The organism is Glycomyces xiaoerkulensis, assembly GCF_002798405.1.
Classification (GTDB): Bacteria; Actinomycetota; Actinomycetes; order Mycobacteriales; family Micromonosporaceae; genus Glycomyces; species Glycomyces xiaoerkulensis.
On record NZ_PGGV01000032.1, the window covers coordinates 65259 to 85534 of the forward strand.

18 protein-coding genes and 1 pseudogene are annotated in these 20276 nt (G+C 70.2%); 5 read left to right on the forward strand and 14 right to left on the reverse strand.

Features of this window, described 5'->3' with window-relative positions; all coding sequences use genetic code 11:
* Nucleotides 1-294 precede the first annotated feature (294 nt).
* A pseudogene (locus tag CUT39_RS13185) lies at nucleotides 295-1878 on the forward strand (pectate lyase family protein); the annotation flags it as partial.
* 54 nt (nucleotides 1879-1932) lie between these two features.
* Entirely contained in the window at nucleotides 1933-2310 is a 378-nt protein-coding gene (locus tag CUT39_RS21835) for a carbohydrate-binding protein (protein ID WP_408611146.1), read from the forward strand.
* A 107-nt stretch (nucleotides 2311-2417) separates the two neighbouring features.
* Here CUT39_RS21835 and moeZ read toward each other — a convergent pair whose 3' ends face one another.
* The 4 genes from moeZ to CUT39_RS13205 form a co-directional block, all read right to left on the reverse strand.
* On the reverse strand, nucleotides 2418-3596 hold the full coding sequence (moeZ, locus tag CUT39_RS13190; RefSeq protein ID WP_100447334.1) for an adenylyltransferase/sulfurtransferase MoeZ: 1179 nt from the start codon (nucleotides 3594-3596) through the stop codon (nucleotides 2418-2420).
* Nucleotides 3597-3668: 72 nt separating this feature from the next.
* On the reverse strand, nucleotides 3669-4532 hold the full coding sequence (locus CUT39_RS13195; protein WP_198587113.1) for a DUF3152 domain-containing protein: 864 nt from the start codon (nucleotides 4530-4532) through the stop codon (nucleotides 3669-3671).
* Entirely contained in the window at nucleotides 4529-5530 is a 1002-nt protein-coding gene (locus CUT39_RS13200; RefSeq protein ID WP_100447336.1) for an alpha/beta fold hydrolase, read from the reverse strand. Before CUT39_RS13200 ends, CUT39_RS13195 begins: the two co-directional genes overlap by 4 nt.
* 5 nt (nucleotides 5531-5535) lie before the next feature.
* Nucleotides 5536-7029 carry a hypothetical protein gene (locus tag CUT39_RS13205; RefSeq protein WP_100447338.1) on the reverse strand — a complete coding sequence of 498 codons (1494 nt, stop codon included), beginning with the start codon at nucleotides 7027-7029 and terminating at the stop codon, nucleotides 5536-5538.
* 179 nt (nucleotides 7030-7208) lie between these two features.
* Between CUT39_RS13205 and CUT39_RS13210 the strand changes: the two genes are divergently transcribed.
* Both CUT39_RS13210 and CUT39_RS13215 read left to right on the forward strand, forming a co-directional pair.
* Nucleotides 7209-7841, forward strand: coding sequence for a TetR/AcrR family transcriptional regulator (locus tag CUT39_RS13210; RefSeq protein ID WP_100447340.1), 633 nt, complete (start codon nucleotides 7209-7211; stop codon nucleotides 7839-7841).
* 152 nt (nucleotides 7842-7993) lie between these two features.
* Nucleotides 7994-8221: a DUF3107 domain-containing protein gene (locus CUT39_RS13215; RefSeq protein WP_100447342.1), complete on the forward strand. Its 228-nt coding sequence runs from the start codon at nucleotides 7994-7996 to the stop codon at nucleotides 8219-8221.
* Nucleotides 8222-8267: 46 nt separating this feature from the next.
* Here the strand turns inward: CUT39_RS13215 and CUT39_RS13220 are convergent, their stop codons facing one another.
* The 9 genes from CUT39_RS13220 to CUT39_RS13260 form a co-directional block, all read right to left on the reverse strand.
* Complete coding sequence (locus CUT39_RS13220) at nucleotides 8268-10007, reverse strand: LpqB family beta-propeller domain-containing protein (RefSeq protein ID WP_100447344.1); 1740 nt, start codon at nucleotides 10005-10007, stop codon at nucleotides 8268-8270.
* Nucleotides 9997-11592 carry an MtrAB system histidine kinase MtrB gene (mtrB, locus tag CUT39_RS13225; RefSeq protein ID WP_100447346.1) on the reverse strand — a complete coding sequence of 532 codons (1596 nt, stop codon included), beginning with the start codon at nucleotides 11590-11592 and terminating at the stop codon, nucleotides 9997-9999. Before mtrB ends, CUT39_RS13220 begins: the two co-directional genes overlap by 11 nt.
* Nucleotides 11592-12281: an MtrAB system response regulator MtrA gene (gene mtrA / locus CUT39_RS13230; RefSeq protein WP_026924637.1), complete on the reverse strand. Its 690-nt coding sequence runs from the start codon at nucleotides 12279-12281 to the stop codon at nucleotides 11592-11594. The genes mtrB and mtrA overlap by 1 nt, the downstream gene beginning before the upstream one ends.
* Before the next feature lie 73 nt (nucleotides 12282-12354).
* Nucleotides 12355-13731 carry an NAD(P)/FAD-dependent oxidoreductase gene (locus tag CUT39_RS13235; protein ID WP_198587114.1) on the reverse strand — a complete coding sequence of 459 codons (1377 nt, stop codon included), beginning with the start codon at nucleotides 13729-13731 and terminating at the stop codon, nucleotides 12355-12357.
* Nucleotides 13732-13751: 20 nt separating this feature from the next.
* Complete coding sequence (locus CUT39_RS13240) at nucleotides 13752-14369, reverse strand: hypothetical protein (RefSeq protein ID WP_100447348.1); 618 nt, start codon at nucleotides 14367-14369, stop codon at nucleotides 13752-13754.
* Nucleotides 14366-15721, reverse strand: a complete 1356-nt coding sequence (locus CUT39_RS13245; RefSeq protein WP_100447350.1) for a DUF58 domain-containing protein — start codon at nucleotides 15719-15721, stop codon at nucleotides 14366-14368. Before CUT39_RS13245 ends, CUT39_RS13240 begins: the two co-directional genes overlap by 4 nt.
* Entirely contained in the window at nucleotides 15718-16755 is a 1038-nt protein-coding gene (locus CUT39_RS13250; RefSeq protein ID WP_100447352.1) for an AAA family ATPase, read from the reverse strand. Before CUT39_RS13250 ends, CUT39_RS13245 begins: the two co-directional genes overlap by 4 nt.
* Nucleotides 16755-17264 carry a hypothetical protein gene (locus tag CUT39_RS13255; RefSeq protein ID WP_100447354.1) on the reverse strand — a complete coding sequence of 170 codons (510 nt, stop codon included), beginning with the start codon at nucleotides 17262-17264 and terminating at the stop codon, nucleotides 16755-16757. Before CUT39_RS13255 ends, CUT39_RS13250 begins: the two co-directional genes overlap by 1 nt.
* Nucleotides 17261-17953, reverse strand: coding sequence for a DUF4129 domain-containing protein (locus CUT39_RS13260; protein WP_157930676.1), 693 nt, complete (start codon nucleotides 17951-17953; stop codon nucleotides 17261-17263). The genes CUT39_RS13255 and CUT39_RS13260 overlap by 4 nt, the downstream gene beginning before the upstream one ends.
* Before the next feature lie 257 nt (nucleotides 17954-18210).
* On the opposite strand from CUT39_RS13260, the gene CUT39_RS13265 reads away from it, so the two are divergent.
* Nucleotides 18211-18759, forward strand: a complete 549-nt coding sequence (locus CUT39_RS13265; protein WP_100447358.1) for a helix-turn-helix domain-containing protein — start codon at nucleotides 18211-18213, stop codon at nucleotides 18757-18759.
* A 504-nt stretch (nucleotides 18760-19263) separates the two neighbouring features.
* Here CUT39_RS13265 and CUT39_RS13270 read toward each other — a convergent pair.
* The gene (locus tag CUT39_RS13270; RefSeq protein ID WP_100447360.1) at nucleotides 19264-20265 is read right to left on the reverse strand and encodes a Fic family protein; all 1002 of its coding nucleotides are present in this window, start codon (nucleotides 20263-20265) and stop codon (nucleotides 19264-19266) included.
* Nucleotides 20266-20276: the final 11 nt, after the last annotated feature.

Consider the following 20276-nt stretch of genomic DNA (forward strand, 5'->3'; position numbering starts at 1 on the left):
GGCCCGAAGAGGCCCCGGCGCGGCTCGTCGGCCGCGCCGGGGCCTCGGCCGTTTCACCGGCGCGCGCCGGGCAAACGATTGCTCTCGGTCAAGGAGCACCTCCGCCCCTATCACTCGCCGGCCTCCGCCGAACCGGTCCAACGGGCATGAATCGGGCGAATCTCCATGCTGGACGGGATCGAGCGCGCAAAACTTTCTGCAACCGGTTGCGCCAAAACCCTTGACCCGGGGAAAGCCCTTTCTTTAGCCTCATTTATATACATCGATAAATATCCCCTTTAGGAGGCGGAACCGATGCGACGATCGATAGCAGTTCGACTCGGGACGGCGGTGGCCACGGCGGCCGTGGTCGCGGCCGGTGTGGCGCTGTCAATAACACAGGCGTCCGCCGCGACCGGCAGCGCCACCGGGTTCGCGACCCAGAACGGCGGGACCACCGGCGGCGCGGGCGGACAGACGGTGCAGGCCAGCACGGGCACCGAGATCCACGCGGCCCTGTGCGACCGGGCCAGCACCAGCACCCCGGTCATCATCGAGGTCGAAGGGACCATCAACCACGGCAACACCACCAAGGTGTCGGGCGACAGTTGCGACACCGACGACGACCGGATCGAGCTCAAGCGGATCAGCAACGTCACCATCATCGGGGTCGGCGGCGGTGCCGTCTTCGACGAGCTGGGCATCCACATCCGCGAGTCGAGCAACATCATCATCCAGAACGTGACGGTCCGGAACGTCAAGAAGTCGGGCTCGCCCACCTCCAACGGCGGCGACGCCATCGGCATGGAGGCCGACGTCCGCAACGTCTGGGTCGACCACGTCACCCTGGAGGCCTCGGGCGGAGAGGACGAGGGCTACGACGGGCTGTTCGACCTGAAGAACAACACCCGGTACGTGACGCTGTCCTACAGCATCCTGCGCGACTCCGGCCGCGGCGGCCTCATCGGCTCCAGCTCGGGTGACACCTCGAACGGGTACATCACCTTCCACCACAACCGGTACGAGAACATCGACTCCCGCACTCCCCTGCTGCGGGCCGGGACGGCGCACAGCTACAACAACCAGTTCACGGGCCTGGTCAAGTCCGGCATCAACTCCCGGGTCGGCGCCGAGGTCAAGGTGGAGAACAACTACTTCGAGGACTCAAAGGACGTCCTCGGCACCTTCTACACCGACGATATGGGCTACTGGGAGGTCAGCGGCAACATCTACGACAACGTGACCTGGTCGAGCGACGGCAGCGACAACCACCCCGCCGGCCCCGATCCGCAGTCGACCACCACGGTCAACCTCCCGTACTCCTACGACCTGGACGACGCCGGCTGCGTGCCGGAGGTCCTGGACCAGACGGCGGGCGCCGGCCGGGGCCTGCGGGTGTCGGACGGCAACTGCTCCTCGGAGCCTCCCACCGACGAGCCCAGCGCGGACCCGACCGACGATCCGACCGACGACCCGACCGATGAGCCCACTGACGAGCCCACCGACGAGCCGACCGACGAGCCGACCGATCCCGGCGGCACCAACCTCAGCATCGGGGCCGGGTCCGACGGCTCCAGCAAGGCGAGCGGGACCAGCTACGGCAACGTCCGGGACGGGGACATGAGCACCTACTGGTCGCCGACGGGCTCGACCGGCCGCATCTCGATCAAGTGGGACGAGGACCCCACCGTGTCCTCGATCATCATCCGCGAGGCGGCCGGGTCCGAAGGCAACATCGGTTCCTGGCAGGTGGTCGACCACGACAGCGGTGACGTCCTGACCACCGGCAGCGGGGCGGGCGTCATCGGCTTCTCCCCGGTGACGCTGCGCAAGATCGACTTCGTGATCACCGGTTCCAGCGGCACCCCGCAGGTCGCCGAGTTCGAGACCTACGCCGGCAGCCCGCCGGACGACCCGACCGACGAGCCGACGGACGATCCGACCGACGAGCCCGTGCAGACCCGGTTCGAGGCCGAGGACGCCTCCGCGACCTGCGACGGCGCCATCGAGTCCGAGCACGCCGGGTTCTCCGGCAGCGGCTTCTGCAACACCGAGAACACCACGGGGGTGGCCGCGCAGTTCGAGATCACCGCCGAGGGCGGCACCGCCGAGATCACCGTCCGGTACGCCAACGGCGGCTCGGGCGACCGTCCGGCGGACGTGATCGTCAACGGCTCCACGGCGACCACGGCGACGTTCGCCGACACCGGCGCGTGGACGAACTGGGCCACCGAGACGGTCACCGTGCCGCTGAACGCCGGCGACAACACCGTCCGGCTCGAGGCCACCGGCTCCGACGGCCTGCCGAACGTCGACTACCTGGAGATCTAGCTCGGCGGCACCCCGCACGCAGCCGAGTGCGAGACCTGCGCCCCGCCGCGGCGCAGGGGCGGCAGAAGGCCCGGTCCGTTGGGACCGGGCCTTCGCTCGCTGCGGTGCTAGTAGGTCGGCAGGCTGGGGTCGACCTGGTTGATCCAGCCGAGGACGCCGCCTTGGACGTGGACGGCGTTCTTGAGGCCGGCGGCCTTCGCGGCGGCCAGCGCCTCGGCGGAGCGGACTCCGGCCTTGCAGTAGAAGACGGCCTGCCGCTCGGTCGGCAGATCGCTCAGCGCGGCCCCGGAGACGATGTCGCCCTTGGGGATCAGCCGCGAGCCGGGGATCTTGACGATCTCGTACTCCGCGGGCTCGCGGACGTCGATCAGGTCGATGTCGCGGCCGTCCTTGATCCAGGACTCGAGCTCGCGGGCGGTGATGGTGGAGCCGGCGGCGGCCTCGGCGGCCTCGTCGGTGACCGCGCCGCAGAAGTCCTCGTAGTCGATCAGTTCGGTGACGGTCGGGTTCTCGCCGCAGAGCTCGCAGTTCGGGTCCTTGCGGACGTTGATCTTGCGGTACTCCATCTCCAGGCCGTCGTAGACCATCAGCTTGCCGACCAGGGGCTCGCCGATGCCGGTGATGACCTTGATGGCCTCGTTGACCTGGATCGAACCGATGGAGGCGCACAGGACGCCCAGGACGCCGCCTTCGGCGCAGCTCGGAACCATGCCGGGCGGCGGCGGCTCGGGGTACAGGCACCGGTAGCAGGGTCCTTGGTCGGCCCAGAAGACGCTGGCCTGGCCGTCGAAGCGGAAGATCGAGCCCCAGACGTAGGGCTTGCCCAGCAGCACGGCGGCGTCGTTGACCATGTAGCGGGTGGCGAAGTTGTCGGTGCCGTCGACGATGAGGTCGTACTGGTCGAAGATGTCCATGACGTTGTCGTTGTCCAGAGCGGTGTCGTGGATGACGACGTTCACGTTCGGGTTGACCTCGCCGATGCTGGCCGCCGCGGACTCGGCCTTGGGGCGGCCGATGTCGGACTGGCCGTGGATGACCTGGCGCTGCAGGTTCGATTCGTCGACGGTGTCGAAGTCGACGATGCCGAGGGTTCCGACCCCGGCGGCGGCGAGGTACAGCAGCGTCGGGGACCCCAGTCCACCGGCGCCGACGCACAGCACGCGGGCGTTCTTGAGGCGTTTCTGGCCTTCCATCCCGACGTCGGGGATGATCAGGTGGCGCGAATAGCGGCGCACCTCGTCGACCGAGAGATCGGCTGCGGGCTCGACTAGCGGCGGCAAACTCATATATCCAATAATGCCTGCCCAGTGTGTGGAAATTCCGGCGGCAGGGGGTGTGTGGGTGGTCTCACCCGGGTATCAGCGGTCGGCGTACTCGTCGGGGGGCAGTGCGGGCCCGCCGTACTCCCCGGCCGGGCCCTCCAGGTAGGTCTCGCCGTCGGGGTAGGGCCAGGCGTTGCTTTCGCATCCGGCGAGCTGGAAGGTCTGCTGGGCCATCACCGGGGACTTCTCGCCTTCTTCGGGGCACACCTCGTGGGGGTGGCCGAGGCGGTGGCCGATCTCGTGGTTGACCACGTATTGGCGGTAGGTCTCCAGCGTGCCGTCCCAATGGCCGACGGCGGTGATCCAGCGTGCGGAGTTGATGACGACCCGGTCGCCGTTGCGGCAGGAGACCCGCGTGCCCGGGTGCCGGCACAGGGCCGAGCGCTGCTCGGGGCTGGCCAGGTAGACGGTGAAGTCGGCGCCGCTCTTGCCGACCTGCTCGAAACGCCAGCCGCCGCCGGCGGTCCAGGAGCGCTCGTCGGCGAGGGTGGCGTGGACGAAGTCGCTGAACCGGTCGACGTCGATCTCGAGGCCGTCTTCGACGGCGACGTTGTATCGCAGCAGCTCGCCGGAGTCGCCGAGGACGTCCCCGGGGCGGGCCGGGGCGTAGCTCCAGGTGCCGGTGCCCGAGTAGTAGAGCGGGGGCGGGGTGGGTTCGGGGGCCTCGGTGGGTCCGGTGATGTCGGATCCGGGGTCGGCCTCGATGTCGCGGTAGGTGGTCACGGCCCCGGTGGTGGGGCGGGTGTCGGCCTCCATCGCGCGGGGGAAGGGGCCGCGGTCGCCGACCGAGGTGGAGAGGGCGAAGCCGCTGCCGGCCGCCGCCATGACGATCAGGACCGCCACCAGTGCGAAGCGCTGCTTCCTTCGCAGGCGTCGGCGCGCCGATGATCCTTCCGTCACAACCGTGAGTTTAGGCCAGCGACGGTCCGTGGCGGACCGGCCCCGCGGGATCGGCGGCTCTCCTCGATCAGTGCGGCCATCGCGCGGGCGACCGCGGTCGGCAGCTCCATCATCGGCACGTGCCCGGCCCGGTTGAGGATGAGCAGCCGGGAGTCGCGGATGACCGCGCCGGTCTCGGGGGCGGAGCGGACGTCGATGACGCGGTCCTGCTTGCCCCACACGACCAGCGTGGGCGCCTCGATCCTGCGGGCGAGGCGCCACAGCGAGTGGCTGCCGGGCACGAAGGCCTGCAGGAAGGAGGCCATCAGGCCGCGGTAGGTGGAGATGTAGGCACTGGAGTTCCACGGCACGGCCAGCCGCCGGCGGGCCTCGGCGATCGCCTCGCGGCGACGCTGCGGGTGGATGCGCTCGGGGTCGGCCCAGGTGCCGAGGATGATCTCGTCGACCACCTGCTGGGGGGTGCGCGAGCGCATCGCCCGGTCGGCCAGGCGGGACAGGTTCGGCAGCATCAGCATGGGCACGAACTTGGCCTGGTGGGACCGGCGGGGGTTGCCGAAGGGCATCGCCGGGGCGATGAGGGTGATGGTCCGGATGAGGTGCGGGCGGGTGGCGGCGAGGTACACCGACACGGCCCCGCCCAGGGAATGCCCGGCGAGGTGGACCGGGCCGCGCCCGGATTCGATGATCCAGGCCGCCACGTCCTGCGCCAGGGAGGGGATGGTGACCCGGCGCATCGGGGCGGAGTGGCCGAAGCCGGGGAGGTCGACCGCGTCGGCCGCGACGTGGTCGGAGAGCGTGTCGGCCAGGTCGGTCCAGTTCTGCGCCGAGCCGCCGAGCCCGTGCACGAACACCGCCGGTTCGGCGTCCGGGCTCGTGGCGGGGGTGTGCCGGATGAACAGGCGCCGGCGGCTCAGCTCGTGCTCGATGCCGGGCCACGGCGGGTGCGGCCGCGTGAGGGTTCGGACCTCGCTCGCCTCCACCAGCCGTGCGCGCCTCATGGATCCTAGTGTGCCACTTCGGCCGCCAATGCGGACAGTGTCGCCGAAACGACGGCGCGGGAACGCTCGGCGGTGACCACGGCGGCGCCCGCCAGGCGCCGGACCGAGGTGCCGTCCATCCACAGCACGGTGACGACCGCGGTCTTGACCGGGCCGGTAGTCACGATCGAGGCGTGCTCCACTTCGACCCGTGTCTCGGTCGCTCCGAAGTAGGGTCGCAGCGCCTCCACAGTGGCCGCGGCGGCGGCGTGCTGCACGTGCCAGTCGATCGGCGGGACGGTCACCGCGCCGGCCGACTCGTGGCCGCCGATCGCGAGGGTGACGCCGACCTCGGCGTCGAGCCCGGACGAGTCGATCTCGACCCTCTGCAGCTCGACGGCGCCGACGACGGGGAGTTCGGCCTCGGCGGGCTCGGCGGGTTCGAGTTCGGCCCGGGGCTGCTCGCCGTCCTCGTCGGTCGTCTGCGGCCCGGGATCGGTGGCGCGGTGCTCGGCGACGACCGCCGAGACCGCGGCGTGGACGGCGTCGGGGTCGACCCCGTCCTCCAGTTCCAGGCGGAGGCTGGAGCCGCCGTCGCGGGCGGTCACGTGGTAGGCGTCGCGCACCCCGGGGACCTGGCGGACGGCCGCCAGGAGCGGCTCGTCGCCTCCGGCGGGCTCTTCGTCGGGCGAGACCGGCGGAGTGGGCTCGGCGACCGGCTGGCGCGGCGCCGGCGGAGTGCGCGGCGGAGCCTGCTCGGTCACCGGCGGCGACGGCAGGGGCGGGGTGCTGGGGGTCGGGGTCGGGTCGGGAGACGGCGTGCGGCTCGGCGTCTCCTGGCGGAAGCCCTCGGCAACCTGCTGCGGGCCGGTGTGCGGGCCCGGTTCGGCTTCGGACGGGGGCTGCGCCGGGGTGGCCGGAGGGGCCTGGTGCGAGCCGTCGGGAGCGCCCGGGGCGGGCGGGCTCGGCGTGCCGTGCTGCCGCTGGTTCGTCCCCTGCGGCGGTGCGCTCGGCGGTTCGCTCGGTGCGTCGCCCCGGTTCGGCGGCGTGCCGACCGCGTTGTCGGCACCCTGCGGCGGCGCGCTGGGCGGGTGGTTCGCACCCTGCGGCGGCGCGCTGGGCCCCTGGTTCGCACCTGGCGGCGCGAACTGTGAATCCTGCTGCGTACGGAGCTGATCCTGCCGACGGTGGGGAGCCTGCGGGATGGGGTCGAACTGCTCCCCCGGGGCGGGCCGCCTGGTGGCCGGCACCGTCGGGCCGGTCTCGGCGATCTCGACCGGTACGTTCGGCACCTGTCCGGTCGGCTCCTCGCTGTATCGGTGGCGGCGGCCCCGATCGGGGTCGAACCGGTACTGCTCAGGGGCCTGCCCGTACCCCTGCTGCGCCTGCCCGACTCTGCCGGGCTCCTCGGCCTCGGCGGGTTCCTCCGCCGGACCCCACGAGCGGCCCAGACGGCGGCGCGCCGGCTTCTCGTCCCCCGCCGGACGTTGCGGCTCTTCCGGTCGGTTCTGGTCATACACGGCTTAGCAACTCCTTCGTCTTCCCGACCTGAAGGTACCTTGGGGACACGAGCGCCGTGAAGCCGCGCTTGGCGGCCCCGTACGCTGGGAAGCTGATTTCAGGTTTCTCTAAACTACGTTCGGGCCGCAAGGGAAGGCCGCTGACGGATGCGCGACACGACGCGAAGAGAGGTGCCACGGTGAACAGCGCCGGAGAAGGCAGAGTCCGACTGCCCAGGAGCGAACGCCGGGCGCAGTTGCTGCAGGCGGCCCAGGAAGTGTTCGTCTCCCGCGGCTACCACGCGACCTCCATGGACGACATCGCCGACCGCGCGGGCGTGTCCAAGCCCGTGCTCTACCAGCACTTCACTTCGAAACTGGATCTGTACCTGGCGTTGCTCGACGGGCGCGCGACCGAGCTGGTCGCCCGCATCCGGGAGGCGATGGACCGCTCCGAGGACAACAAGGAGCGGGTCAACCAGGCCATGCGCGCCTACTTCGACTTCGTCGACGCCCAGGGGGAGGCGTTCCGGCTGGTGTTCGAATCCGACCAGCGCAACGATCCGGCCGTGGCCGAGCGGGTCCTGCGCATGGAGGCCGAGTGCGTGGCGGCGCTGTCCGACACGATCATGGCCGACACCCAGGTCGACAAGGACCGTGCCGAAATGCTGGCCACGGGGCTGGTCGGGGCCGCCGAGGTGGCCGCGCGCAAGTGGATCGCCTCGGGCCGGGTGGTGCCGAAGGACGAGGCCATCCAGCTCATGGCCACGCTCGCCTGGCGGGGCATCTCCCACTTCCCGCTCGAAGGCGGAGCCGAGAGCGGGAACGAGTAGGCACGGTCCGCTCGAAGGCGGAGCCGAGAGCGGAAACGACCGACCCCGCGTTGTTCGCTGCGGGCGCACCCTCGGTGACCGACCCCCGCTCCCGCCCCGAGTAACCTTGCCTCGTCCGCAGACGTCAGAGGAAATCTGTTTGAGGAGGGCCCGTGGAGGTCAAGATCGGTGTCCAGCACGCCCCGCGTGAACTGGTCCTGGAGAGCAAGCTGTCGTCGAAGGACGTGGCCGAGACGATCGACAAGGCCGTCAGCGAGGGCGGCATCCTGCGCCTCGAGGACGACAAGGGCCGGCAGGTGCTCGTCCCGGTCGAAAAGGTCGCCTACGTGGAGATCGCCGCCCAGTCGCCTCGCCCGGTCGGATTCACCGTCGACTCTTAGGCATCAGCTTTTCGCGCGGCCCGGGGCGGTGCCCCGGGCCGCGCCGCTAGTCGAGGAGCGTGAACGGGGCCGTGCCGGCCGTGGGCTGGCCGTCGCCCTCGTCGCCGACCGGCTGCAGGGTTGAGGTGTGGACGCGGTACAGGCCCCCGTTGATGGCCACGTAGACCGGCTCGCCGCGGATCTGGTCGGACTCGGTCGGATCGGCCGGATTCGCCGCCACCTGCTCGATGGTCGGGAACGGCGAGGTCCCCGACTGGGCCTCGACCCGTGAATTGTCGATCGCGACCTGGAACAACTGCTCGTCACCGGGGCCGTCCCCCGCCACCCAGACGAAGTTCTCCGAGCTCCAGGCGACGTCGGTGACGTCGCCGATGCTCAGGCCGATCCGGCGGCTGGTCTCCTGGATCTGGAAGTTGCCGTCGGCGTTCTGGCTCAGCGGCACCGCCCAGGCGCGGCCGTCCTCGACGTAGAGGATCCGGCGGCCGTCGGGGGCCGGGGCGAGCGAGGAGACCTCCTCGCCGCCGAGCACCTGGATCGAACCGTCCGCGACGGTGACGGCGGTCAGGACGCCGTCGTCGATCAGCAGCACCGTCTCCTCGTCGAGCCAGTGCGGATCGCGCAGGTCGCCCTCGAGTTCGTCGACCGTCTCCATGTCGTCGCCACCGGTCCCGATCCGGAGGCGGGCCTCGTCGTCCTCGGCCACGACGGCCGCGATCCGGCCGTCCTCGGCTGGGGCCGCCTCGCGGAGCCCGGGCGCCTCGAAGCCGACCCAGTCGTGTTCGGCCGAGGCGCGGCCGACCGAGTCGTTGCGGACCAGCCAGACGGTGTCCTCGGCGATGAAGTAGCCGGTCTGGTCCCGGATGCGGGGGATCGCGTTCCATCCGCGCCATTCGTCGAGTTCGCCGGAGGCGACCGTCTCTCCCCCGATGCGCAGCTCGAACGGCCCGGTCAGGCGGAGGCTCCAGGCGACCTGGGCGGCGATGGCCTCGATGTTCTGCTCGCTCACGTCGGCGACGTCGCCCGGGGTCAGGTCGATGACGTCGGTGCCGTCCTCCTCGCCGACCTCGCCGGTCGTGCCGATGGGGATGGCCGAGATCGAGGACTGGTTGGCCCAGTCGGAGGGGCCGAGCAGGAGCCATTCGAGGCGGAGGTTCCGCTCGGTCGCCTCGTCGAGTCGGCCGTATATCCACCGCAGGTCGGACACCACCAGGTCGTTGCGGCCGGAGGCCGGGAAGTATAGGGGCGCCTGCTCGTAGGCGTCGTCGAACTGGTCGTAGAGGAGCGTCACCTGGCTGGGCAGCTCCATGATCGTCCACTCGCCGCCCGGCTGCGAGCGTTCGAGGGCGAACTCGGCCTCGTAGTCGCGGGGCGCGGAGTACATGCTGACGCGGCCGTCGGGCTGGTAGGAGCCGGCGACCGAGCCGGTGACGGTGACGGTGGCGGTGTTGATGTCGCCGCTCTCGTCGGTGTCGTATTCGACGCCCTCGAGCAGGTCGATCCCGGCCGAGGAGCCGGAGAACTCCTTGCGGGTCTCGGTGAACTCGTTGAGGCGCTCGTCGAGGGCGGCGGTGTCCGGGTCGCCGGAGGCGGCCCGGAGGAAGTGCTCGACGGTGGTGCGGGCGTTGTCGGTGGGCCGGAACTGCTCGACCTCGACCGAGGAGGGCGCCTCGAAGTCGGTGGGGGCCTCCTGGACCACCTCCGGCCCGGAGCCGTCCGGGATGCCGCAGGAGGCGAGCAGGGGCGCGGCCAGCCAGACGGCGGACGCGGCGGCGAGTCTAGTTCGCATCTGGGGCCTCCCGGTCGAGTTGCAGCGGGATCGGGGAGGAGACCACCCGGTTGCCCGACTGGAGCGGCAGGGTGAGCACGAACAGGGTGCCGCGGCCGGGCGCTCCGGTGGCCTCGAGCCTGCCGGAGTGGAGCTTGGCGTCCTCCAGGCTGATGGCCAGGCCGAGTCCGGTGCCGCCGGTCTTGCGGGCGCGCGACGGGTCGGCCCGCCAGAAGCGGTCGAAGACCCGGTCGGCGTGGCCGGGCTTGAGCCCGACACCGTGGTCGCGCACGCCGATCGCGACCGCCGTCTCCGACTCGGCGACGGTGACCTCGACGGGCTTGCCCTCGGCGTGCTCGATCGCGTTCGAGACGAGGTTCCGCAGGACGCGCTGGACGCGCCGCGAATCGACCTCGGCGACCACCCGGCGGGCGGGCCTGGCCACCTCCACGGTGACGCCGCATTCCTCGGCCAGGCCGTCGAACGTCCGCACGACGTCCTCGACCAGCGGATTCACATCGACGGCGTCGACCTCGAGCGAGGCGAACCCGGAGTCGAACCTGGAGATCTCCAGCAGCTCGGTCAGCAGCTCCTCGAAGCGGTCGATCTCGTTCTGCAGCAGCTCGGTGGACCGCTTCGTGACCTCGTCGAAGTCGTCGCGGAGATCGTAGAGCAGGTCGGCGGCCATCCGGATCGTCGCCAGCGGCGTGCGCAGCTCGTGCGAGACGTCCGAGGTGAACCGGCGCTGCATCATCGACATCTCCTCCAGGCGCCGGATCTGGCTCTGGAGGTTCTCGGCCATGAGGTTGAACGAGCCGGCCAGTCTGGCGAGGTCGTCGGAGCCGCGGACCTCCATGCGCTCGTGCAGGAGCCCGGCGGCGAGCCGCTGCGAGGTGCGCGCGGCCTCCCGCACCGGGGTCACCACCAGGCGCGTGACCAGCGCGGCGATGACGCCGAGCAGCAGCACCAGAGCCACGCCGGCCAGCGCCAGGTTGGTGCGGAGCAGCCCGATGGCGTCCTGCTGGGACGAGAGCGGGTAGAACGCGTAGAGCTCGTAGTCGACGCTGAGGTCGATGTGAGCGCCCACGACCAGGTACGGCATGGTCTCGGCGCCCTCGAAGTCGTAGCTGCCGTACTGGCTGACGACGTTGCCGTCGCGGACGAGCTCGGCCATGTCGACCGAGGGGGCGGCGACCTCGCCGACCGGGTGGGACTTGGTGACCTGCCCGTCGGAGGTGCGCATGAGGATGACCGGGGCGAAGACCGGGTCCTCGGCGAGCTCGTTGACCACCCCCTGCATGCTGGGGGCGAGGGCGGTGTCGGCCGAGGAGGTGTAGGTCTGGAGTTCCTCGGCCGCGAATTCGACGGCGTTGGCGGTCTCGTCGACGGCGGTGTCCTGCCGGTCGCTGAGCAGCCCGGAGGTGACCGACCCGGCCACGACGAAACTGAAGGTGAGCACCAGGACGGTGGAGGCTACGAGCGTGGCGGTGACGACCCGCAGTTGGAGGGAGGCGCGGTAGGCGGAGAGGGTGGGTTCGGCCGCGCGGGCGGCGAGGTTCCGCGCTCGCCCGCCGAAGTCGCGGAGTCGGGAGAGGGTCCGGCGCACTAGCCCAATCCGGCTTTGTAGCCGACCCCGCGGACGGTCTGGATGAGCTGCGGACGCTCGGGGTCGGGTTCGATCTTGGCGCGCAGGCGCTGCACGTGGACGTTGACCAGGCGGGTGTCGGCCGAGTGCCGGTACCCCCAGACCTGCTCCAGGAGCACCTGCCTGGTGAAGACCTGGCGGGGCTTGCGGGCAAGGGCCACCAGCAGGTCGAATTCGAGCGGGGTCAGTTTCACCTCGGCGCCGTTGAGGGTCACCTGGTGGGCGGGGACGTCGATCTGGACTTGGAGGCCGGGTTTGCCGATCTCCAGGCGTTCGGGCGTGACGTCGTCGCCGCGGCGCAGGCGGGCGCGGATGCGGGCGACCAGTTCCTTGGGTTTGAACGGCTTGACGATGTAGTCGTCGGCGCCTGACTCGAGGCCGAGAACGACGTCGACGGTGTCGGATTTGGCGGTGAGCATCACGATGGGGACGCCTGATTCGCCGCGGATCGCCTTGGCGACGTCGATGCCGCTCATGCCGGGCAGCATGAGGTCGAGCAGGACGATGTCGGGGCGGTGTTCCTTGAACGCGGCGAGGGCCTTCTCGCCGTCGGTGACGAATGTGGGGGTGAAACCTTCGGTCCGGAGGATGATGCCGAGCATCTCCGCCAGGGCCGGGTCGTCGTCAACGACGAGTACGCGTGCTCTCATGGACACCAGTTTTCCACCTCACAAAAGCCGAGAGCACCACGGGTGGTCACCCGTGGTGCTCCAACTGTATCGGCTAATCGGTCGTGGGTTTGGCCCTGACCGGGTCGGCGCCTGCGGCGATGGCCTCGAACGGCTCGCGTCCGAGGCCGATCTCGCCGAGCTGGACCATCTCGCGTTTGGTGAAGAATCCGACGATCCAGTCGGCCAGGATGCGGCCCTTGCGGCCGACGCCGGGCACCCGCGACAGGTGGTAGCCGCGGTGCATGAGCCAGGCGAGCATGCCCTTGGCCTTGAATCCGTAGGTGTTGGCGACGCCCTTGTAGAGGCCGAGGCCGGCCACCGAGCCGATGTATTTGTGGTGGTACGGCTTGAGGGCCGCGCCGACGTGGGCGGCGTGGACGTTGTCGGCCAACCGCGTGGCCTGGCGGACGGCGTGCTGGGCGCTGGGCGTGCAGTAGGGCAGCGGGAAGTCGGTGGTGTCCGGCACCTGGGCGGAGTCGCCGGCGCCCCAGGCGCCTTCGACGACCTCGCCGGTCTGGTCGGTGGCGGCCTCGACGCCGGTGGCGACCTGGAGGCGGGTGTTGACCTCGAGGTGGCCCTTGGGGCCGATGGGCAGGTCGGACTTCTTGAGCAGCGGGTTGGGCATGACGCCCGCGGTCCAGATGATGGTGTCGGAGTCGAACTCCTCGCCGTCGGTGAGGACGACGTGGCCGCCTTCGCAGGACTTCAGGGTGGTGCCGAGGCGGATGTCGATGCCGCGCTTGGTGAGCTGGCGGGCGGCGTAGGCGCCCATCTGGGGGCCGACCTCGGGCAGGATCTTGTCGGCGTATTCGACGAGGTACCACTTGATCTCGTCGGGGTCGATCTCCGGGTAGTTGTCGACGATCGAGGCGGTGAGGTCCTCGAGTTCGCCGAGGGTCTCGGCGCCGGCGAAGCCGCCGCCGACGGTCACGAAGGTGAGGGCCTTGCGGCGGAGGTCGGGGTCCTCGGTGGCGGCGGCGACGTCGAAGCGCTGGAGGACGTGGTTGCGCAGCCAGATCGCCTCGCCCATGGTCTTGATGCCGATGGCGGTGTCGGCGAGGCCGGGGATGGGCAGGGGGCGGGAGACCGAGCCGGGGGCGAGGACGACCTGGTCGTATTCGACCTCGCGGGTGGGTCCCGCGAGCGGCTGGACGACCAGGCGCCGCTCGGCGTGGTGGATCTCGGTGACGCCGCCGGTGAGGATCGTGCAGTGCTTGAGCGCCTGGCGCAGGGGCACGACGCCGTGGCGGGGCGAGATGTTCCCGGCAGCCGCTTCGGGCAGGAACGGCTGGTAGGTCATGTGCTGGTTGGGGTCGATGACCATCAGTTCGACGTGGCCGCGCTTGATGTCGCTTCGCAGCTTCTTGCTCAAGCGTTCGGCGACGTAAAAACCGACGTGACCGGCACCTATCACGACAATACGTTTCACGTGTTCAAGTCTGACCGGCTCTAGCTGGGGTTGTGTAGCGAACGCGCGAGGACGTAGATCACTGTGAGGGCGGCCATGATGCCGACGCCGACGGCCACGGCCGCGGGGATGGCGGCGAAATAGGAGGTGAACAGCGCGAAGGCGACGGTCAGCGAAACCGTGGCAATGGTGACGATCCCCAGGTGCCGGGCCCAGGTGAGGATGATCTCAGCATCCACGTCGGTAGTGGTGCGGAAACGCTGTGCGATCGCGGCGGTCGCGTGTCCGGCGTAGAGCAGGAGCGCGACCGAGGCGGCGAGCCAGAGACCGGCGGTGTGGGCCGGGTCCACGGCGCTGGCGATGATCCAGGCGGCGATGACGAACCCGGTGGTCGCCAGCGGGGCGACGCCGCCGGGGGCGAGCGCGGCGAACAGGGCGGCGGCGGCCGCGACACCGGCGAAGGCGGCGGAGGTGGCCCAGCTCGGCGGTACGGCGAGTTCGGCGGCGGCGAAGTAGGCCAGGCCGACGGTGAGGCGCAGCAGCACCGCGGCCGGGGCGATCCGCCGCAGCCAGGTGCCGAGGCGTCGCCGTCCGTTGCGGGCGCGGAGCAGGGCGCCTTCGCGGAGGGCCTGGAGCAGGCCGCGTTCGATGTCGGTCACCGGTATCGCCTCCGGGTCAACTGGGCGAGGACGGAGTCGAGGGAGGCCGAGTCCTCCCAGGGCTCGACGGGGACGCCGAGCTCGCGCAGCTCCATGATGGTGTTCTCGCGGCCGAGCCGCCAGATCCGCTCGGCGTGGTGCGTCCAGTGGGTGCGGGTCGGCGGGGAGACGTGGCCGGGCAGGGTGTCGACGCACAGCACCGGTCGGCCGGAGCGGGCCAGCTCGGCGACCAGTCCGATCGAGCGTTCGGCCAGCAGGGGCGTGAAGACCACGTGGAGGCTGCGCTGCTTGTTGAGCATGCGGCGGAGCATCGCGATCGACGGCGGGAGCGGGTCGGGCGGGATGTCGACCGAGGCGAGCCAGCGCAGGAGGGCGAGGTTGTGGCGGCGTCCGGCGCCGGCTCTCATGCGGCGGGCGCGGGCGCCGAACTCGATGCAGCCGACGCGGTCGCCTTGGACCGCGTAGTGGGCGGCGACGGCGCCGGCGGCCCGGACGGTGAGGTCGGCGACCGAGGCGCTGCCGTCGACGCCGCCGGACCGGCCGGCCTCGAGCTGGAGGTCGAGGATGAGGGTGACGTCGGTGTCGCGCTCGGAGAGGGTGGCGTTGACGTACAGGTCCTGCGACCGGGCCGAGGTGCGCCAGTCGATGCGGCGCAGACGGTCGCCCGGCTGGTAGAGGCGGACTTCGGCGAGTTCGCCGGAGTCGCCGAGGCGCCGGGAGCGGTGGACGCCGGCGACGCCGTCGGCGAACGGCAGGGATTCGGCCGATTCGAACCAGTCGGGCACCGGCAGCACCCAGATCATCGTGCCCGGGAGGGTCTGGACGGTGGTCTCGATGAGGCCGCCGCAGGCGAAGGACTGCGTCTGGACGGGGCCGATGTGGTGGCCGCCCCAGCGTTCGGCGCGGCCGGCGACGACCATTTCGCGGGTGGTGGCCGGCCCGATGCGTTCGGCGAAGTCGCCGCGGCCGGTGTGGAGGTCGATCCAGGGGTCGGCGACGGCGGTGACCAGCGTGGTGACCGGGACCGGCTCGGGGTTGGCGACCCGGAGCGCCGCCGAGGCGGTCTCGCCTTCGGCGCAGGTCTGGTCGTCGGTGTCGAGGGTCCCGCGGGGCGGCCGCTGCGGCCGCCGGTGCAGCAGCAGGGCGGTGCCGACCGCGAAGGGCGCGGCGAGCAGGACCAGGTCGACCCGTCCGAACACGACCGATGCGAGCAGGCAGAACGCCGGTACGGCGAAGGCCCGGGACAGGGAGGCGGTGCGCCGCCACTCGACGGGGCGCTCCGGGGTCTTCCTGCGCAGCGGCCGGGGGTTGTCGGTGGGCAGGTTCAGGGCGGGGTCGACTGCGAGGCTCATTGCTGCTGGAGGTGGCTGTAGCTGGGTGCCTGGGCCGTCTGCGGTGCCTCCACGGCCCGGCAGATGTCGTCGACGATGGTCGCGGGGTCGATGCGGCGCATCCACAGTTCGGGGCGGAGGGTGATCCGGTGGGTGAGCGCGGCCGAGGCGACGCCCTTGACGTCGTCGGGGGTGACGAAGTCGCGGCCGTCGAGGACGGCGAGCGCGCGGGAGGCGAGCATGAGCGCGAGCGATCCGCGCGGCGAGGCGCCGGCCTGGAGTTGGGAGTGGCGGCGGGAGGCGGCGACGATGGCGACCATGTAGCGGCCGACGGAGTCCTCGACGGTGACGTGTTCGAGGGCCTGCTGCATCTTGACGAGGGTGGCGGCGTCGATGACGGGGTCGAGGTCGGTCTCCTCGCGGCCGCGTCCGATGCGGCGCTGGAGGACCTCCCATTCCTCGTTCTCGTCGGGGTAGCCGAAGGAGACGCGGAGGAGGAACCGGTCGAGTTGGGCCTCGGGGAGCTGGTAGGTGCCTTCGAACTCGATGGGGTTGGAGGTGGCCAGGACGGTGAACGGCCGCTCCAGCCCGTAGGTCTCGCCTTCGACGGAGACCTGGCGCTCCTGCATGGCTTCGAGCAGGGCCGACTGCGTCTTGGGCGGGGTCCGGTTGATCTCGTCGGCGAGCAGCAGGTTGGTGTGGACCGGGCCCTTGCGGTAGACGAATTCGCCGGTCTTCTGGTTGTAGAGGAACGATCCGGTCACGTCCGCCGGCAGCAGGTCGGGCGTGAACTGGAGGCGGCGGAAGTCGAGTCCGAGGCTCTGGGCGAAGCACCGGGCGGTGAGGGTCTTGCCGAGCCCGGGCAGGTCTTCGAGCAGGATGTGCCCGCCGGCGAGGATGCCGGCCAGGACGAGTTTGAGCGGCTCCTCCTTGCCGACGATGACCGACTGCACGGCCTTGAGGACCGCTTGGCTGTGGGTGGAGACCTCGTCGAGGCTGATCGGAGCGACGCGTGCATCGCGCGGAGCTGTTCCGGTTTCTGCGTTGCCGGCCATTAAATCTCCTCGATGTTTCGTAGGTACTGGTCGAGCTGCCAGTCGGTGGGGCAGTCGGCGACGGGTCGGGTGAGGAAGGCGTAGGTGCGCTCGCCGAGCACGGCTCGGCACTGGTCCGGGTGGTCGGTCAGCGACAGGCCCCGACGCAGGCGGAGCCGCTCGTCGACCAGCTCGACGAGGTCCCGCTTGGCGGCGCTGGTCTCGAACTGCCCGGGTTTGGTCTCGGCGAAGATGAACCGGTCTTCCCACCGGTTGACTTGGATGAAGGGGCGCCAGGTGGGGGTGTTGACGGTGTGCACCACCAGGTCGGGCGGCGCCTCGGTGTCGGCCCGCATGGAGGAGACGATGGCGCCGGAGGCCAGTGCGGCCAGCGCGAGCAGGAGGAGCTGCCAGAGCGCGGGGTCGATCCCGGACAGGCGGGCCATGGACCAGAAGAGCAGCGCGGCGGCGACGCAGCCGGCCGCGGGCCAGAAGCGGAGCCGTCCGAAGGGCGCGAGGAACTCCTTCATCGGGCCTCCCGGACGCCGAGTTGGCGTTGCAGGTCGACCAGGGCGTCGCGGGCCCGGTCGCGGTCGGTCTCGTCGACGTCGTGCGGCGAGTAGCGCGCCCGCAGGTAGGCGCCGGACAGCCGCGACAGGGACGACCGTTCCAGGTCGTGGTGGTCCAGGAGCTTCTGGACCAGGTCGGAGGGCGTATCGGAGGCCTCGCGCGAGATCCCCACGGCCTCGCTGGCCCGCTCGAAGTGCACCCAGCAGGCCATGATCGCCGACCGGGGGTCGGTCCCGACGTCGATCTCGGAGAGTCCGGCGGCGACCGCCTCTTCTACGAGTCTGATGTCCCGCCGCTGGTGGTGGGTCTCGCTCTCGACTTCGGGGACGGTGATCTCGGAGCGGATCAGCCACGAGACGATCCTGCGGGTGAGGAACACCAGCAGCAGGGCGGCGGGGACGCCGACGAAGATCGCCAGCAGCAGCCAGGACACCCACGGTGGGAGCTGCGCGCCTTCTTCGTCCTGCGGCTGCGGGAGCGCTTCGGTGGTCTGGGTGGGGCTGTCCTCGATGAAGAGCTCTTCGGCCTCCTGCGTGGGGCGCTCCCAGTCGAGGTCGCGCTCGCCCCATTGGAGCCCGGATCCCTGCGCGGCGATCCCGACGACGATGAGTCCGGCCACGACCAGCAGCACCGGCGCCCAGCGACGCATCAGCATCCTCCGCCGGCGCGGGGGCGCGGGCGGGTACGCGCTTGCTCCGCCGGCTGGGCGGCTGTGTGGTTCATGGGGACCTCGAAGGGGCGTCTTCGTACCGGTGCGACGGCTTCCACCATATGCCCTCCCCTCACCCCATCCGCATCGACCGCTCCTCGCCTGCAGGGTTCACCGATGGCGAGTCCGCGCACCCGAGCCGCCTTTGTTGCGTTTATTTCGATTATTTCGTATGATTCGAGTAGGAGGTGTTCCGAATGACCAGCATCGGGTCCGTCAGCTCCGTCGAGCCGGACGACGTCGACGCCGAGGCCGCACAGCGAGCCTTGCGCCGAATCAAGGACTACCTGGCGAAGCATCCGTCGGAGCCGGAGACGATCGAGGTCCTCGTCGAACACGGGGAGCCTTCGCTCGTCCTGCCTCGCCCCGCCGTCACACTCTTCGCGCAGATTCTCGCTCAGCTCGCCGAGGGCCGAGGGGTATCGGTGATCCCGTCGCAGGCGGAACTCACCACCCAGCAGGCCGCGGACCTGCTCGGTGTCTCCCGCCCCTATCTGATCGGGCTGCTCGAAGGCGGCGACATCCCTCACCGCAAGGTCGGTCGACACCGCAGAGTCGCTCTCTCGGATCTGTTGGTCTACAAGCGAACAGACGACGAGAAGCGTCGGGAGGCGGCCGACGACCTGGGAGCCCTGGGTCAAGAGCTGGGGAGGTTATCGACTTCGGGGCCGAACGAGTCCCGGCCTGCCTCCGATGCGTCGCACACTCCTGCCACAACCCTTCCGAAACGATCGGCGGCGCGCTGACCCAACTCGAACGCTCTGGACTGATCGAATCGACCGCAGAACTCCGGTCAACCTGAAGCGTCTCGCGCTCCGCAAGCCGACGACCAGGGCGAACAGGTGACAAGGTCCCGAGCCTTTGATACCCGAGTGGCGGCCAAATTAAAATTCGTCTCGCGGCCATCTTAAAACAGAGGTGGCGGCCAGATTAAAATAGAGTCCCGTATGCTCTCGAAGCTCCTCGCAGTACCGATCTCGGCGCCCTGGGGGAATTCGGCCCGAGTGACGCGTGCCATGCGGAGACATACCCCAAAAGTGTTCGCAGACGCGAAATTAATTGTACCGAACAAATTCGGGGACACCGATCAAGCGCCGAAGCAAACGAAGGGGTGCCAGGGGCGGTTCTCCCCCACCGCAGCCAGGGCCTCGGCCGGAGTCGCTCCGGCGGCGCAGCGGCGGTGGTAGTCGATCATCATCTCGGCGGCCACGTCGGCGAGGACTCGACCGAGGCTCGAGACGACGGTGAAGCTATCGGCGCTTGTATCGCGAAGCCCGGTATTCCTCCACCGCTTCAGCGCTGCTGACCCACTGCCCGGATTCGTTCTTCGCCGCCCGCAGGCGTCCTCGAATCGCCGCCGCTCTGAGCGCCGGCTCGCCGAGGTCGTCGGACGCCAGGCTCGCCAGGGGCGCCAGATGGGTGGAGGTGGCGAGCGCAGGCAGCGCGAATCGCTCAATGCTGTCGAGCACCTGCCGCGCGAGGAGTTCGGCCAGGCTCGAGATCCTGCCCGCATCCGCCGACTGCAGGGCGTCCAAGTACCGGTCACGGCGCCGCTTCTCGATGACGATGGGCACGAAACCCCGCCTGACCAGCAATAGATTCAGCAAAAGGCGGCCGGTACGGCCGTTGCCGTCCAAGAACGGATGGATCAGCTCGAACCGGTGGTGGAGATAGGCAAGGCGCTCCACGGCATGCTTCCCCGGGATGCCGTCGAAATCGCAGGCTTCGTCGACCCAGGTACGCGTCAGCGAGTCGACCTCGGTCCATGACGGCGGTTTCATGCCGCCTGGAAACTCGGCGATCTGATGGCGGCGGAAGGATCCGGGACCTTCTTCGGGACTCGCATGGGGGTGCGGTGCCACCTCCCAGACCAGTCGCATGGTTTGAAAGTGCAGGTGGCGGACCTCCTGCATAGTTACCAGCGGCGCCTCGTCCGTTTGCACGCGTCCATCCGCCGCCTGGGCGTAGACCCACTTGGCGGCGTCCGCATAGCCTCGCACCTCCAGGTACTCGGCCATGGGCTTCGCATGCGCGGTCCGATCCCGCTCGAGTAGCTGCTCGACATCGCTCAGGGCCAGCGTGTTCCCTTCGATCGCGGTGCTGTGGTGGGTATCCCGGTGCCACAGATCCGACCAGACGTCGGCGGCTTGGTCCGCGCCCGGAAGTCCTCCGTAAACCTCATGCAGCTCGGCGACCGCGGTGTCGAGGCGCGCATACAGCGTCTCCCGCGACGGCCTTCCCCGCGGCGACATGGCCCTCCAAA

Bases quoted from the DNA above. Each gene is read 5' to 3' on its own strand.
- moeZ (WP_100447334.1), bottom strand. From the start codon at position 3,596: ATGAGTTTGCCGCCGCTAGTCGAGCCCGCAGCCGATCTCTCGGTCGAC.
- CUT39_RS13200 (WP_100447336.1), bottom strand. From the start codon at position 5,530: ATGAGGCGCGCACGGCTGGTGGAGGCGAGCGAGGTCCGAACCCTCACG.
- CUT39_RS13220 (WP_100447344.1), bottom strand. From the start codon at position 10,007: ATGCGAACTAGACTCGCCGCCGCGTCCGCCGTCTGGCTGGCCGCGCCC.
- mtrA (WP_026924637.1), bottom strand. From the start codon at position 12,281: ATGAGAGCACGCGTACTCGTCGTTGACGACGACCCGGCCCTGGCGGAG.
- CUT39_RS13245 (WP_100447350.1), bottom strand. From the start codon at position 15,721: ATGAGCCTCGCAGTCGACCCCGCCCTGAACCTGCCCACCGACAACCCC.
- CUT39_RS13250 (WP_100447352.1), bottom strand. From the start codon at position 16,755: ATGGCCGGCAACGCAGAAACCGGAACAGCTCCGCGCGATGCACGCGTC.
- CUT39_RS13255 (WP_100447354.1), bottom strand. From the start codon at position 17,264: ATGAAGGAGTTCCTCGCGCCCTTCGGACGGCTCCGCTTCTGGCCCGCG.
- CUT39_RS13260 (WP_157930676.1), bottom strand. From the start codon at position 17,953: ATGCGTCGCTGGGCGCCGGTGCTGCTGGTCGTGGCCGGACTCATCGTC.
- CUT39_RS13265 (WP_100447358.1), top strand. From the start codon at position 18,211: ATGACCAGCATCGGGTCCGTCAGCTCCGTCGAGCCGGACGACGTCGAC.
- CUT39_RS13270 (WP_100447360.1), bottom strand. From the start codon at position 20,265: ATGTCGCCGCGGGGAAGGCCGTCGCGGGAGACGCTGTATGCGCGCCTC.